Below are 15638 nucleotides of genomic sequence, written 5' to 3' on the forward strand. Positions count from 1 at the left end.
ACTAAGCTCCGAAGAGATGGCAAAAGCGCATCTCTTCGGACTTTTTAAAGATATTAGTTGACAGTAGAAATTGATAATGATAATATATTGAAGGTTGATAGTTAACTGTCTGTACTTCGGAGGATATGAAAATGTCTTATGATAAAGTAAGGGCTAGTAAAACAATCATTGGTACAAAGCAAGCAGTAAAAGCAATGCAAGCTGGTTTAGTGAAAGAGCTTTTTGTGGCACTTGATGCAGACAATTGGGTAACCGATTCGGCCATAACTTTCGCGAGAGAGAACGGTATACCAGTTATTCTTGTCGAGTCCAAAAAGGAACTGGGCAAAGCCTGCGGAATCCATGTTGGAGCTGCGGTTGTTGCTATTGCTGTAGATTAGTTTTTGTGTATAAAACACAAAGACTTTGTTTTTACCCAAAAAATGAACCACCTGGATGTGTGGTATTAACAAGGAATAAATGAAGGGAGGAAATACCGATGCCTACAATTAACCAATTAGTACGTAAGCCTCGTCAATCTAAAATCACGAAATCAAAATCACCAGCGTTAAACAAAGGATATAACTCATTTAAAAAATCTTTAACTGATGTTAAATCTCCACAAAAACGTGGTGTTTGTACTCGTGTAGGTACAATGACACCTCGTAAACCAAACTCAGCGTTACGTAAATACGCTCGTGTACGTTTAACTAACCAAATTGAGGTTACAGCTTATATCCCAGGTGAAGGCCACAACTTACAAGAGCACAGTGTTGTTCTTATCCGTGGCGGACGCGTAAAAGACTTAGCGGGTGTTCGTTACCATATCGTACGTGGTGCTCTTGATACAGCTGGTGTAAACGGTCGTTTACAATCACGTTCTAAATACGGAACAAAACGCCCTAAAGAAAAAAAATAATTTAACACGTTAAGTGTTAATTAGTGTTGAGTCTTACGTCGATATCACCAAATTCCAATCATGCTAGCTGATTTAGAATTAAGTGATAACTTCGTACAAGGCCAACGTATAAAAATAAATCGATAATTATTCGAAAGGAGGAAAACACATGCCTCGTAAAGGTCCTGTTTCCAAACGTGACGTGTTACCAGATCCAATTTATAATTCAAAACTAGTAACTCGTTTAATCAATAAAATGATGGTTGATGGTAAAAGAGGTACTTCTCAAAAGATTTTATACGGTGCGTTCGAACTAGTTAAAGAACGTTCTGGTGAAAATCCAATCGAAGTATTCGAAGCTGCTCTAAACAACGTAATGCCAGTTCTTGAAGTACGTGCTCGCCGTGTTGGTGGTTCTAACTATCAAGTACCGGTTGAAGTTCGTCCAGAACGCCGTACAACTTTAGGTCTTCGTTACCTAGTTAACTATTCTCGTCTTCGTGGTGAAAAAACTATGGAAGAGCGTTTAGCTAACGAAATTCTAGATGCTTCTAACAACACTGGTGCATCAGTTAAAAAACGTGAAGATATGCACAAAATGGCAGAAGCGAACAAAGCATTCGCACACTACCGTTGGTAATCTAAACATAGCATAAGCCCAATATGGAAGGAGAAATACCTAATGAAACGCGAATTCTCTCTAGAGAATACTCGTAATATTGGGATCATGGCTCACATTGATGCTGGTAAAACAACAACAACTGAGCGTATCCTTTATTACACAGGTAAGATTCACAAAATCGGTGAAACTCATGAAGGCGCTTCTCAAATGGACTGGATGGAGCAAGAACAAGAACGTGGTATCACTATCACTTCTGCTGCTACAACAGCTCAATGGGCAGGCCACCGTGTAAACATCATCGATACTCCTGGACACGTAGACTTCACAGTTGAAGTAGAACGTTCATTACGCGTACTTGACGGTGCTGTAACAGTTCTTGATGCTCAATCAGGTGTTGAGCCTCAAACTGAAACTGTATGGCGTCAAGCTACAACATACGGCGTTCCACGTATCGTATTCATTAACAAAATGGATAAAACAGGTGCAGACTTCTTGTATTCAGTAGGAACTCTACATGATCGTTTACAAGCAAACGCTCACCCAATCCAATTACCTATCGGAGCTGAAGATCAGTTCTCTGCTATCATTGACTTAGTTGAAATGAAAGCAACTTTCTACGGCGACGAAAAAGGTACTGCAGTAACTGAAGGTGAAATTCCTGAAGAACACCGCGAATTAGCTGAAGAATACCGTGAAAAATTAATCGACGCTGTTGCAAGTGTTGATGAAGAAATCATGGAAAAATATTTAGAAGGCGAAGAAATCACTGTTGCTGAGCTTAAAGCGGCTATCCGTCGTGCTACAATTGCAGTAGAATTCTACCCAGTAATCTGTGGTACAGCATTCAAACACAAAGGCGTACGCCCAATGTTAAATGCAGTTATCGATTACTTACCATCTCCAGTTGATGTACCAGCAATCAAAGGTACTTCAGTTGATGGTGACGAAGAGTTAGAACGTAAATCTTCTGATGAAGAGCCATTCTCAGCTCTTGCATTCAAAGTTATGACTGACCCATTCGTAGGTAAATTAACTTTCTTCCGTGTGTACTCTGGAACATTAGATGCAGGTTCATACGTACAAAACTCTTCTAAAGGTAAACGTGAACGTGTAGGTCGTATCCTACAAATGCACGCTAACTCTCGTGAAGAGATTTCTAAAGTATTCGCTGGGGATATCGCAGCAGCAGTAGGTCTTAAAGATACTACTACTGGTGATACATTATGTGACGAGAAAAACCTAGTTATTCTTGAATCAATGGAATTCCCAGAACCAGTAATTTCTCTTTCTGTAGAACCAAAATCAAAAGCTGACCAAGATAAAATGGGTCAAGCTTTACAAAAACTTCAAGAAGAGGATCCAACTTTCCGTGCTCACACTGACACAGAAACTGGACAAACAATCATCTCAGGTATGGGTGAGCTTCACCTTGATATCTTAGTTGACCGTATGCGCCGTGAATTTAAAGTAGAAGCTAACGTAGGTGCTCCAATGGTATCTTACCGTGAAACATTCCGTAGCTCTGCAAAAGTTCAAGGTAAATTCACTCGCCAATCTGGTGGTCGTGGACAATATGGTGACGTAACGATTGAGTTCTCTCCAAATGAAGAAGGTAAAGGCTTTGAATTCGAAAACGCTATCGTTGGTGGTGTAATTCCTCGTGAATACATTCCTGCAGTTGAAGCAGGTCTTCGTGACTCTCTTGACCGCGGTGTAGTAGCTGGTTACCCACTAATCGACATTAAAGCGAAATTAGTATTCGGTTCTTACCATGACGTTGACTCGAATGAGATGGCGTTCAAAATCGCTGCATCTATGGCTCTTAAAGAAGCATCTAAACAATGTGATGCTGTAATTTTAGAACCAATGATGAAAGTTGAAGTAGTAATTCCTGAAGAGTACCTTGGTGATATCATGGGTAACATTACATCTCGTCGCGGACGCGTTGAGGGTATGGATGCTCGCGGTAACTCACAAGTTGTTCGTGCAATGGTTCCGTTAGCGGAAATGTTTGGTTACGCAACAACTCTTCGTTCAGCAACTCAAGGTCGTGGTGTATTCTCAATGACATTTGATCATTATGAAGAAGTACCAAAATCAATTGCTGCTGAAATCATCAAAAAAAATAAAGGTGAATAATTGAATTTTCATCTTGCATAAAGTATAACTAATTTGTAAGCTATGATTGCAGGATAGAGGATGGGCCCGTTCTCTATCAGCATTCATTCTATAAATTTTAAAAATAAAACATACAATTTCGAGGAGGCAATCTCTAATGGCTAAAGAAAAATTTGACCGTTCAAAAACGCATGCTAACATTGGTACAATCGGACACGTTGACCATGGTAAAACAACTTTAACTGCTGCAATCGCTACAGTTCTTTCTAAAAAAATGGGTGGTACAGCTAAATCATACGCTGATATCGATAACGCACCAGAAGAAAAAGAACGTGGTATCACAATCAACACTTCTCACGTAGAATATGAAACAGAATCTCGTCACTATGCACACGTTGACTGCCCAGGACACGCTGACTATGTTAAAAACATGATCACTGGTGCTGCACAAATGGACGGCGGTATCTTAGTAGTATCTGCTGCTGACGGCCCAATGCCACAAACTCGTGAACACATCCTTTTATCTCGTCAAGTAGGTGTTCCATACTTAGTAGTATTCATGAACAAATGTGATATGGTAGACGACGAAGAATTATTAGAATTAGTAGAAATGGAAATCCGTGACCTACTATCTGAATATGACTTCCCAGGCGATGATATCCCTGTAATCAAAGGTTCTGCTCTTAAAGCTCTTGAAGGCGAAGCAGAATGGGAAGAAAAAATCGTTGAATTAATGGACGCTGTAGATTCTTACATCCCAACTCCAGAACGTCAAACTGACAAACCATTCATGATGCCAGTAGAGGACGTATTCTCTATCACTGGTCGTGGTACAGTTGCAACTGGCCGTGTTGAACGTGGTCAAGTTAAAGTTGGTGACGTAGTTGAAATCGTAGGTATTTCTGAAGAAGCTAAATCTACAACTGTAACTGGCGTTGAAATGTTCCGTAAATTATTAGACTACGCTGAAGCTGGTGACAACATCGGTGCTTTACTTCGTGGTGTAGCTCGTGAAGATATCCAACGTGGACAAGTATTAGCTAAACCAGGCTCAATCACTCCACACACTAACTTCAAAGCTGAAGTTTACGTTTTATCTAAAGAAGAGGGTGGCCGTCATACTCCATTCTTCTCTAACTACCGTCCTCAGTTCTACTTCCGTACAACTGACGTAACAGGTATCTGTAACTTACCAGAAGGCGTTGAAATGGTAATGCCTGGTGATAACATCGAAATGACAGTAGAACTTATCGCTCCAATCGCTCTTGAAGAAGGTACTAAATTCTCTATCCGTGAGGGTGGCCGTACTGTAGGCGCTGGCGTAGTTGCTACTATCCAAAAATAATTTTTAGCCTATGCTAATTATAAAACCAATCTGTAGGGACGCTTACAGATTGGTTTTTTATGTTAAAATATAATTGTGGAAGGAGTGTATGTAAATGGAAATGAAGGTTTTGTTGATAGAAGATGATCCATCAATTTTTGCAATGATTCAAGAGCGTTTTTCGCAATGGTCCTTACAAGTGGTAGGTCCGAATGATTTTCAAAAGGTGATGGATGATTTTATAGAAGAGAAGCCCCAATTAGTTTTAATTGATATTCAATTACCAGCATATGATGGTTTTCATTGGTGTCGTGAAATACGGCATATTTCGAAAGTACCCATTCTCTTTCTATCCTCACGAGATCATCCAATGGATATGGTGATGGCTATGCAAATGGGTGCAGATGATTTTATACAAAAGCCTTTCCATATGGAAGTGTTACTTGCAAAAGTACAAGCTATTTTACGTCGTACTTATGATTATGTTGAAGAAGCAATGGATGTTACGCGTTTTAATGGTGCTGTTCTCGATTATGCGAGAAGCGAGATTATGTTTAATGGGGAGCTTGTTTCCTTAACTAAAAACGAATTGTTTATTTTACGTATTTTGTTGGAGAAGGGTAATCAAATTGTTTCGAGAGAAGACTTAATGAGGAAATTATGGGACGACGAGCGTTTCGTCAATGACAATACACTATCTGTAAATGTTAATCGTTTACGTACAAAGCTAGAGGATATTGGGTTACAGGAAGTCATTGTGACAAAAAAGGGACTTGGTTATATTGCCGTAACGCAGGTGACGTGAATGAGAATGGCATTATTGTTTTTAAGAGAACGGCTTGCGTGGATTGGTTTTTTTGTGTTTCTTCTTGTTATTCTTAACATATTATTTTCTTTAGATGTTGGTTTAGTAGCCATATCCATTTGGTACGTGAATATCATCATGGTCGTCACTTTTTCTATATTTTTATTATGGCGTTATGTAAGAGAAGTCGGTCAGTTGAAAGATTTCCTGGGAAATGTGGATAGTCGACTTGATGAGCCCCATACTCGAAGTTTAGCTTTATCACCATTTCAAGAGGCTTATTATAAAAAAATTGAAGATGTCTTCTATGATAAGGATGCAGAACTAAATGATGCGAAGGTGCAGCTACAAGAATATTCAGATGAGCTCCTTGCTTGGGTACATGAGGTGAAGGCTCCGTTAACAACGATAAATTTGATGTTAGATCATGTCGAGGATTTATCTTTACGTAGAAAATTAGAGACGGAGTGGTTAAGGCTCCATCTATTGGTTGATCAGCAGTTACATCAAACACGGCTAGCTTCTATAGAAAAAGATAATTATTTAACAGAAATTGAGCTTCGGTCAGTCGTCTATAAAGAAATACGTGCAATGCAGGCTTGGTGTTTAGAAAAAGATATTGGCTTCGATGTAGGAGAATTAACTGAAGTAGTGATGACAGATAGTAAATGGATAGCATTCATTGTTAGACAACTGTTATCCAATGCCATAAAATATAGCCCTGTAAATACAGAGATTATTATTTTTACTGAAGTTGATTTAACTGGGGCAACTTTGCTTCACATTAAGGATGCAGGTATAGGCATTCGTAAAGAGGATATGCCGCGAATTTTTCAAAAATCGTATACAGGTACGGTAGGAAGAGAATCTGCACAATCAACGGGTATGGGCTTGTATTTAGCACAGAATATTGCTCAAAAAATTGGTGTGCGAATTAGTGTACAGTCAGTTGTAGGAGAAGGCTCGATATTTACGCTACGATTTCCATTACAAAATGAATATGTCAAACTAACAGGTAGATGACGAAATTGTCACCTACCTTTTTATATTGTCATGTAAAACGCACGAAAAGAATAAGCAGACGGGGTACACTTGTAGTATAGAAAGGGGAGTTAACCTGTGGCAGTTTTAATTGGACGTAAAGTAAAAAAAGTATATGGTAAAAAATCAACAGCGCAAGAGGTGCTGAAAGGTATAGATTTAGAAGTAAATGAAGGTGAATTTGTTGGCATTATGGGTCCATCAGGCTCAGGCAAGACGACACTATTAAATGTTTTGTGTTCAATTGACTTTGCAACAGAAGGTGTAATTGAAATAAATGGCCAAAGTTTACGCGGTATGAAGGAAAAGGCGTTAGCTAATTTCCGTCGTGAGCAGCTCGGATTCATTTTCCAAGACTATAATTTATTGGACACGTTAACGGTCAAAGAAAATATTTTATTGCCATTAGCAATCGGAAAACTACCAAAAGCTGTTGCAGAAAGTCGCGTGAAGGAGCTGACATATTTACTTGGTATTGCAGATATTTTAAATAAATATCCGAACGAAATATCAGGTGGTCAGAAGCAACGAACATCTGCTGCTCGAGCTTTAATTACAAATCCATCAATGGTATTTGCAGATGAGCCTACCGGTGCACTCGATTCAAAATCAGCAACAGCATTGCTGAAAAACTTACAAGGCATTAATGAAACTAAAAAGGCGACGATTATGATGGTCACACATGATGCGGTGGCTGCAAGTTTCTGTACACGTGTTTTGTTTTTAAAAGATGGGCTTATTTACAGTGAGTTGTATAAAGGTGATAAGACTAGACAGGCGTTTTTCCAAGAAATCATGCATACGCAAAGTGTGCTAGGTGGTGACGGTTATGAGTCTTAGTAAGCTTGTATTCCGAAGCATGAAGAAAAATATGAAGCATTATTATTTATATTTTTTCGCACTTATTTTCAGTGTGACACTCTACTTTTCCTTCGTGACATTACAGCATAATGGTGAAGTTTTCAATACAGTTCAGAAGAGTGGCACAGCATCAGCAGGTTTTAAAGCAGCAACGTATATTTTGTATTTTATAATTTTATTTTTCGTCTTGTATGCTAACCATTTATTTATGAAGCGTCGCAGTAAAGAAATTGGCTTGTATCAGCTAATTGGGATGACGAAGGGCCTGATTGTACGATTATTGGCGTTAGAAAGTATTTTATTATTTGTAGGAGCTGTCGTTGTAGGGATGCTAGTAGGTTTCTTTAGCTCCCGCTTAATCGCAATGATATTATTGCGTCTACTTGAAAAAGAAACGCTTGTCACTATGACCTTTAGTACACAGGCATTACAGCAATCTATCGTTGTTTTCGCTATTTTATTAGTAGTTGTATTGCTACAAATGACGTGGATGATTCACCGAGTATCGCTGCTATCCTTATTTAGCGCTGCTAAACAAGCAGATGAGCGTGTGAAACGATTCAATCCATTACAAATGACTATCGGCTTCTTAGGGCTAGTGTTTATTGCATATGGCTACTATGCATCAACAAAGCTATTTGATATTAATACTGCAGGCAATCTATTTATAAATATGATAATTATTTTGGCTACTACAATTGGGGGAACGTTCCTAGTTTTTCGTTTCTCCGTAGCATTTATAATGAATACCGTTCGTTTAAAGAAAAATGGTCATTTGTCTGTCCATGATGTATTAGCATTAACACCGATTATGCATCGTATGAAAAGTAATGCTAAATCACTGACGCTTATTACCGTTTTAACAGGTGTATCTCTTGGGATTACAACACTATCATATATTTCGTATTATTCTTCAGAAGCATCAGCCTATAGCCGAGTACCGGGAGATTATATTTTGCATGAGGATCAAGGTCAGGCATTTTTAAATAAGCTAGAGGAAAATAATATAGCTTATGACAAGGTTGAATATCGTTTACAAGGAGTTACAGCTTCAATAGCTCAATTAATGGCTGATGGACAACAAGATAGCCCTTTTTATAATATGAAAGGGACGATATACACGATTCCGCTTTCTGATTATCAACAAAAAACACCAAATGCATCAGTTTCGGGTAATGATGTGATTTTAACAAACTATGGAGGCTATATGGCCGAGATGTTTCCTTTAGAAAAGGATCGAGATTTAGTAGTGTCAGCAGGTGGTCTTGAAGAAACACTGCATGTCAAAGCGATTCACGATGAAAGTATTATTGGTGGAACTATTACTGCTGGAGGCGGCGGACCGATTTTCGTAGTATCAGACACACTGTTTGACAAATTGTCTACTCAAGCAAAGCTTTTTCCTTGGCATAAACAAGCTTCTATTACGTTACAGTCAAAAAAAGACTTAGCGCTTGCTGAGAGATTATATAAAGAAACGAGCGCAAATGTTATTTCTATTGTAGACACTGATGGCAATACCCAAAATTTTATTATCGATTCGTTTGAAGCAGAGCGTAAAGATAATATTGAATCACTTGGGTTAACAATTTTTACAACAGCGTTTTTAGGTTTAGCATTTTTAATGACAACTGGTAGCATCCTGTACTTTAAACAAATGTCTGAAGCAGAAGAGGAACGAGGAGCCTATACAATTTTAAGAAAAATAGGCTTTTCAGAACGAGACATTATGAAGGGAATCTTTATGAAACAAGCGTTTAATTTTGGTGTTCCATTATTGATTGGACTCCTCCATAGTTATTTTGCGGTGAAATCAGGATGGTTTTTATTTGGTACGGAGTTAACAGCTCCATTGTGGATTGCTATGAGCTGTTATATAGCGTTATATGCAATCTTTGCGGTGCTTTCAGTTGGTTATTATAAAAAAGTAATTAGAGAGTCTCTGTAGACATTTAAATAGGTAGAAACTCCAAAAAACAGTGTGATCTTATATAGGTCATGCTGTTTTTTTGTTAACGTGACGCTGGAGGATAGATTTCATACTTTTCAGGCTTTTTGTAATGAATAAAAACTGCTTGACTTTCGTTTGTCAGAATATTAAAGTTTAACATATTAACAATCTAGTGTGCGAAAGTGAAGTGTCTTTATGAATGCGGTAATTGTGGCAGTAGCTGTCATGTTAATATTAAGTTTGCTTCGGATCAATGTAGTCCTGTCGCTTGTTTTAGGAGCCTTTGCAGGAGGGTTAGCAAGTGGTATGGGTATTCAAGCAACGGTTGAGTCATTTACAGAAGGATTAGGTGCAGGTGCCACTATCGCGCTAAGCTATGGCTTACTTGGTGGATTTGCTATAGCCATCTCTAAGACGGGAATACCTGAGTTAATGATATCGGGTATTTTGAACATGTTAAATAAAAATGGTTCTAGTAATAGAAAGGGCTTAGTAAAAGTATTAATGTTTCTTCTTATTTTTATGATGGCGATTTTCTCTCAAAATTTAATTCCGATTCATATCGCTTTTATCCCATTACTAATACCGCCTATTTTAAAGGTTTTAAATATGCTTGAAGTAGATCGTAGAATTATAGCAACATTGATTGCGGTTGGTTTGATTGGTACGTATAGCTTTGTGCCAGCTGGCTTCGGAGCCATTTTCCAAGAAATTGTTTCAACACAAGTTACGAATGCTGGCATGGTTGCAAAAGCAAGTGATGTTCCAGCAGCAATGGCGATTCCTATCTTGGGTATGTTGGTTGGATTAGCTATAGCGTTGTTTGTTTATCGTAAACCACGCAAATATCAAAATAATGATGTTGAAACATCAACTTTAAATGTGAAGGTAAGTAAATCGGTTATGATTTCAACCGTGATAGCGTTAATTGTTTCGCTATATGCACAAATCAGTACGGATTCTATGATAGTCGGAGCCTTTGCAGGAATAATGATCATGTATTTCACAGCGGCTCTTAAATGGAAAGAGGCAGATGAGATTTTATCTGAAGGTATGAAAATGATGGCGTTCATTGGCTTTGTAATGATTGCAGCAAATGGATTTGCATCAGTTATCAATGCAACGGGTGATGTAGATAGTTTAATTACAAGCTCTCTAGCTATCCTTCAAGGTAATAAAAGCTTAGCGGTATTCATCATGCTAGTAATCGGATTAATTGTAACAATGGGAATTGGCTCTTCTTTTGCTACTGTGCCGATTATAGCTACCTTATTTGTTCCTTTAGCTCAAGGACTAGGTATGAGCCCTTTAGCGATACTGTGTTTAATAGGTACAGCAGGCGCATTAGGAGACGCAGGTTCACCTGCATCCGATTCAACGCTAGGACCGACAGCCGGCTTAAATGTTGATGGTCAGCATAATCATATTTGGGACACATGTGTACCGACGTTTATCTTTATAAACATTCCACTTGTTATTTTTGGCTGGATCGCGTGTGTGTACTTTTTATAACGTTTATAAGCAGTCTCTAAACTTTAGAGACTGCTTTTATATTTGATAGTTGAACATTAATTGTTCGAAATGTCCGAAAACGTTGATGTTATTAGGTTATGTGTTGCAAAATCATAAAAAATTATATATACTAGTAAACGGCTTAAATAAGCGAGAAATATTAGTAGTAAAGAAAATCTACAACATTTAAAAGAATTTAGCGAAAAGACTTGCTTATTCTTTTTTTATTGTATATAATGTTGAATGTTGGTCTTTGACTGCGATGAAACGAGAGGTTGCCGACACACCCGGCCGCTTTGCCATGGCGGTGTGTTGGAGAATTTTCGTGGAGAATGTCTAGAAAATAGGCGAGAAGGAGGGAAAATAATGGCAAAACAAAAGATTCGTATTCGTTTAAAAGCGTATGATCACCGTATTTTAGATCAGTCTGCTGAGAAAATTGTGGAGACTGCAAAACGTTCAGGTGCAAGTGTATCAGGTCCGATTCCACTTCCAACTGAGAAGTCTGTGTACACAATTCTACGTGCTGTTCACAAGTACAAAGATTCTCGTGAACAATTCGAGATGCGTACGCATAAACGTCTGATCGATATCGTTAACCCAACACCACAAACTGTTGATGCGTTAATGAAACTTGATTTACCATCTGGCGTTGATATCGAAATCAAACTTTAATGGTAAAAACAATATAACTTTTTAAAACTTACAGGAGGTGTGACAAATGGCTAAAGGAATCTTAGGTAGAAAAATTGGTATGACACAAGTTTTCGCTGAAAACGGCGATTTAATCCCGGTAACAGTTATCGAAGCTACTCCAAACGTAGTTCTTCAAAAGAAAACTGTTGATACTGACGGCTACGAAGCGATCCAAGTTGGTTTCGAAGATAAGCGCGTTAAGCTTTCTAACAAACCACAACAAGGTCACGTAGCAAAAGCGAATACTGCTCCTAAGCGCTTCATTCGTGAATTCCGCAACGTGAACGTTGGAGAATACGAAGTTGGTCAAGAAGTCAAAGTAGAAATTTTCGCAGAAGGCGATGTAATTGATGTAACAGGAGTTACTAAAGGTAAAGGTTTCCAAGGTGTTATTAAACGCCACGGACAATCTCGTGGTCCAATGGCCCACGGTTCTCGTTACCACCGTCGTCCTGGTTCAATGGGTCCAGTTGCTCCGAACCGCGTATTTAAACAAAAGAAATTACCTGGTCAAATGGGTGGCACAGTAGTTACAATCCAAAACTTAGAGATCGTTAAAGTTGATGCGGAACGTAACCTACTACTTGTTAAAGGTAATGTTCCTGGTTCTAAAAAAGCTCTAGTTACAGTTAAAACTGCAATTAAAGCTAACTAATCACTTCAAGAAAGGAGGAAACAGGAATGACAAAAGTATCTGTACTTAGTCAAACAGGTGCTTCAGTTGGTGAAATCGAGTTAAACGAAGCGATCTTCGGAATCGAGCCAAATGAAGCAGTATTATTCGACGCAGTAGTTGCACAACGCGCTTCTCTTCGTCAAGGTAATCATAAGGTTAAAAACCGTTCTGAAGTTGCTGGTGGTGGTCGTAAACCATGGCGTCAAAAAGGAACTGGTCGTGCTCGTCAAGGTTCTATCCGTTCTCCACAATGGCGCGGCGGTGGTGTGGTATTTGGTCCAACTCCACGCAGCTACTCTTATAAATTACCTAAAAAAGTTCGTCGTTTAGCTCTTAAATCAGCTTTATCAGCTAAAGTTGTAGAACAAAACTTCTTAGTTCTTGATGCTCTTACACTAGCAGCACCAAAAACAAAAGAATTCACAAAAATTCTTAAAGATCTTTCTTTAGAGAAAAAATCTTTATTCGTAACTGCTGACCTTGATGAAAGCGTAGCATTATCTGCTCGTAACATCCCTGGTGTAACAGTTTTAACTGCAAATGGAATCAACGTTCTTGATCTATTAGGTCACGAAAAAGTTGTATTCACTAAATCTGCAGTAGAAAAAGTTGAGGAGGTGCTTGGATAATGGAAGCACGTGATATTTTAAAACGTCCGGTCATTACTGAGCGTTCTTCAGAACTTATGGCAGAGAAAAAGTATACTTTCGAAGTAGACACTCGCGCTAACAAAACTCAAGTAAAAGACGCTGTAGAAGAAATCTTTGGCGTAAACGTTGAGAAAGTAAACGTTCTTAACTACAAAGGTAAATTCAAACGCGTTGGCCGTTACGGTGGTTATACTAACAAACGTCGTAAAGCGATTGTTAAACTAACTGCGGACAGCAAAGACATCGAATTATTCGAAATGTAATCCTTTAGGGATTTATGATTTGAACAATCAAGAAGGAGGGAAACACAATGGCGATTAAAAAGTATAAACCTACCTCTAATGGTCGTCGTAATATGACGTCTTTAGACTTTGCGGAAATTACAACTAACAAGCCTGAGAAATCATTGCTTGAACCAACTAAACGCAAAGCTGGTCGTAACAACCAAGGTAAAATCACTGTTCGTCATCATGGTGGTGGTCATAAGAAGCAATATCGTGTCATCGATTTCAAGCGTATTAAAGATGGCATTCCAGCGAAAGTTGCTACTATCGAATATGATCCAAACCGTTCTGCGAATATCGCATTAATTAATTACGCTGATGGAGCAAAAGCTTACATCTTAGCACCAAAAGGTCTAGAGGTTGGTCAAACAATCGTATCTGGTCCTGATGCTGATATTAAAGTAGGTAATGCATTACCATTAGCAAACATTCCAATGGGTACAACAATCCATAACATCGAGTTAAAACCTGGTAAAGGTGGACAATTAGTACGTTCTGCTGGTACTTCTGCGCAAGTACTTGGTCGTGAAGACAAATACGTAATCGTTCGTCTACAATCTGGTGAAGTACGTTTAGTTCTTGCTACTTGCCGCGCTACAATCGGTCAAGTTGGTAACGAACAACATGAACTTGTACACATCGGTAAAGCAGGTCGTAGCCGTTGGTTAGGTAAACGCCCAACTGTTCGTGGTTCTGTAATGAACCCTAACGATCACCCACACGGTGGTGGTGAAGGACGTTCTCCAATCGGACGTAAATCACCAATGACTCCTTGGGGTAAACCAGCACTTGGTTACAAAACTCGTAACAAGAAAAACAAATCGGATAAATTCATCATCCGTAGTCGTAAAAAATAACGTGGTTAAACTACGGTTCTATGTGAGAGCCGTGGTGGAATCACAGAGGGAGGTTCCTACATGGGTCGCAGTTTGAAAAAAGGACCTTTTGTTGACGACCACTTAATGAAAAAAGTGGAAGCACAAGAGGCTTCTGAGAAGAAACAAGTTATTAAAACTTGGTCTCGCCGTTCTACAATCTTCCCGAACTTCATCGGATTAACAATTGCTGTATATGATGGACGTAAACATGTTCCTGTATACGTAACAGAAGATATGGTAGGCCACAAACTTGGTGAATTCGCGCCGACACGTACTTATAAAGGTCACGGTGCAGACGACAAGAAAACAAGACGCTAATTTTGAGAGGAGGTAATTCCTAATGACACAAGCTAAAGCTATCGCTCGCACAGTACGTATCGCTCCTCGTAAAGTCCGTCTAGTTGTAGACTTAATCCGAGGTAAGCAAGTAGGTGAGGCAGTTGCAATTTTACGTCATACTCCAAAAGCGGCGTCTCCAGTCGTTGAGAAAGTATTAAAATCTGCAGTTGCTAATGCTGAGCACAACTACGATCTAGACATCAACTCTTTAGTTGTTTCTGAAGTATTTGTTGATGAAGGTCCAACATTAAAACGTTTCCGTCCACGTGCACAAGGACGTGCAAGCGCAATTAACAAACGCACAAGCCACATCACTTTAGTGGTATCTGAGAAGAAGGAGGGTTAATCCGTGGGTCAAAAAGTACATCCAATAGGACTGCGCGTTGGTATTATTCGTGACTGGGAGTCAAAATGGTACGCTGAAAAAGACTATGCAACTCTACTTCACGAAGACATCAAAGTGCGTAAATATATTGAAACGGCTCTTAAAGACGCTTCTGTTTCTAAAGTTGAAATCGAACGTGCTGCAAACCGTGTAAACATTACAATTCACACTGCTAAACCAGGGATGGTAATCGGTAAAGGTGGTACTGAAGTTGAAAACCTTCGTAAATACCTTGGCGAACTAACTGGTAAACGTGTACACATCAACATTATCGAAATTAAACGTGCTGATCTTGACGCTCGTCTAGTAGCTGAAAACATCGCTCGTCAATTAGAAAACCGTGTTTCATTCCGTCGTGCGCAAAAGCAAGCGATCCAACGCACAATCCGTGCTGGAGCAAAAGGAATTAAAACACAAGTATCTGGTCGTTTAGGTGGCGCTGATATCGCGCGTGCTGAACACTATAGTGAAGGAACTGTTCCACTTCATACTCTACGTGCTGACATCGACTATGCACACGCAGAAGCTGACACTACTTACGGTAAATTAGGCGTTAAAGTATGGATCTACCGTGGTGAAGTTCTTCCTACGAAGAAATCTGTGGAAGGAGGCAAATAAT

At 39.0% G+C, this 15638-nt stretch carries 18 protein-coding genes; all 18 read left to right on the top strand.

All coding sequences use genetic code 11. From position 1 onward, the window contains the following. Nucleotides 1-131: 131 nt before the first annotated feature. The 18 genes from ACIP9G_RS17740 to rpsC all read left to right on the top strand — a co-directional run bounded on the left by ACIP9G_RS17740 (nt 132) and on the right by rpsC (nt 15637). Nucleotides 132-380 (top strand): ribosomal L7Ae/L30e/S12e/Gadd45 family protein, encoded by a 249-nt coding sequence (locus ACIP9G_RS17740; RefSeq protein ID WP_340821750.1) that lies wholly within the window; start codon nt 132-134, stop codon nt 378-380. A 98-nt stretch (nt 381-478) separates the two neighbouring features. After that, nucleotides 479-898, top strand: coding sequence for a 30S ribosomal protein S12 (gene rpsL / locus ACIP9G_RS17745; protein ID WP_010860613.1), 420 nt, complete (start codon nt 479-481; stop codon nt 896-898). Nucleotides 899-1046: 148 nt separating this feature from the next. Beyond that, on the top strand, nt 1047-1517 hold the full coding sequence (rpsG, locus tag ACIP9G_RS17750; protein WP_024364378.1) for a 30S ribosomal protein S7: 471 nt from the start codon (nt 1047-1049) through the stop codon (nt 1515-1517). A 42-nt stretch (nt 1518-1559) separates the two neighbouring features. Next, nucleotides 1560-3638 carry an elongation factor G gene (gene fusA, locus ACIP9G_RS17755; RefSeq protein WP_340821752.1) on the top strand — a complete coding sequence of 693 codons (2079 nt, stop codon included), beginning with the start codon at nt 1560-1562 and terminating at the stop codon, nt 3636-3638. Between the two features lie 136 nt (nt 3639-3774). Next, complete coding sequence (gene tuf, locus ACIP9G_RS17760) at nt 3775-4962, top strand: elongation factor Tu (RefSeq protein WP_340821753.1); 1188 nt, start codon at nt 3775-3777, stop codon at nt 4960-4962. 100 nt (nt 4963-5062) lie between these two features. Further along, the gene (locus tag ACIP9G_RS17765; RefSeq protein ID WP_401021131.1) at nt 5063-5746 is read left to right on the top strand and encodes a response regulator; all 684 of its coding nucleotides are present in this window, start codon (nt 5063-5065) and stop codon (nt 5744-5746) included. After that, the gene (locus tag ACIP9G_RS17770) at nt 5747-6769 is read left to right on the top strand and encodes a sensor histidine kinase (RefSeq protein ID WP_401021100.1); all 1023 of its coding nucleotides are present in this window, start codon (nt 5747-5749) and stop codon (nt 6767-6769) included. Between the two features lie 96 nt (nt 6770-6865). Continuing rightward, nucleotides 6866-7627 (top strand): ABC transporter ATP-binding protein, encoded by a 762-nt coding sequence (locus ACIP9G_RS17775; protein WP_340821756.1) that lies wholly within the window; start codon nt 6866-6868, stop codon nt 7625-7627. Continuing rightward, a complete protein-coding gene (locus tag ACIP9G_RS17780) occupies nt 7617-9596 on the top strand; it encodes an FtsX-like permease family protein (protein WP_401021101.1) in 1980 nt (659 codons plus the stop codon). The genes ACIP9G_RS17775 and ACIP9G_RS17780 overlap by 11 nt, the downstream gene beginning before the upstream one ends. A 198-nt stretch (nt 9597-9794) precedes the next feature. Beyond that, on the top strand, nt 9795-11111 hold the full coding sequence (locus ACIP9G_RS17785) for a Na+/H+ antiporter family protein (protein ID WP_401021103.1): 1317 nt from the start codon (nt 9795-9797) through the stop codon (nt 11109-11111). Nucleotides 11112-11477: 366 nt separating this feature from the next. Further along, nucleotides 11478-11786, top strand: coding sequence for a 30S ribosomal protein S10 (gene rpsJ, locus ACIP9G_RS17790; RefSeq protein ID WP_004233624.1), 309 nt, complete (start codon nt 11478-11480; stop codon nt 11784-11786). 46 nt (nt 11787-11832) lie between these two features. Then, entirely contained in the window at nt 11833-12462 is a 630-nt protein-coding gene (gene rplC / locus ACIP9G_RS17795) for a 50S ribosomal protein L3 (protein ID WP_340821760.1), read from the top strand. A gap of 26 nt (nt 12463-12488) precedes the next feature. Then, the gene (rplD, locus tag ACIP9G_RS17800) at nt 12489-13112 is read left to right on the top strand and encodes a 50S ribosomal protein L4 (RefSeq protein ID WP_401021105.1); all 624 of its coding nucleotides are present in this window, start codon (nt 12489-12491) and stop codon (nt 13110-13112) included. Further along, the gene (rplW, locus tag ACIP9G_RS17805) at nt 13112-13396 is read left to right on the top strand and encodes a 50S ribosomal protein L23 (protein ID WP_036205532.1); all 285 of its coding nucleotides are present in this window, start codon (nt 13112-13114) and stop codon (nt 13394-13396) included. Before rplD ends, rplW begins: the two co-directional genes overlap by 1 nt. A gap of 47 nt (nt 13397-13443) precedes the next feature. Continuing rightward, entirely contained in the window at nt 13444-14274 is an 831-nt protein-coding gene (rplB, locus tag ACIP9G_RS17810; protein ID WP_340821765.1) for a 50S ribosomal protein L2, read from the top strand. A gap of 60 nt (nt 14275-14334) precedes the next feature. Further along, nucleotides 14335-14613, top strand: a complete 279-nt coding sequence (rpsS, locus tag ACIP9G_RS17815; protein WP_004233637.1) for a 30S ribosomal protein S19 — start codon at nt 14335-14337, stop codon at nt 14611-14613. A 22-nt stretch (nt 14614-14635) separates the two neighbouring features. Next, entirely contained in the window at nt 14636-14980 is a 345-nt protein-coding gene (rplV, locus tag ACIP9G_RS17820) for a 50S ribosomal protein L22 (protein WP_004233639.1), read from the top strand. Between the two features lie 3 nt (nt 14981-14983). Continuing rightward, nucleotides 14984-15637 carry a 30S ribosomal protein S3 gene (gene rpsC / locus ACIP9G_RS17825; protein ID WP_340821766.1) on the top strand — a complete coding sequence of 218 codons (654 nt, stop codon included), beginning with the start codon at nt 14984-14986 and terminating at the stop codon, nt 15635-15637. Nucleotide 15638: the final 1 nt, after the last annotated feature.

Source organism: Lysinibacillus sp. NPDC093197 (assembly GCF_044754025.1).
Lineage (GTDB): Bacteria > Bacillota > Bacilli > Bacillales_A > Planococcaceae > Lysinibacillus.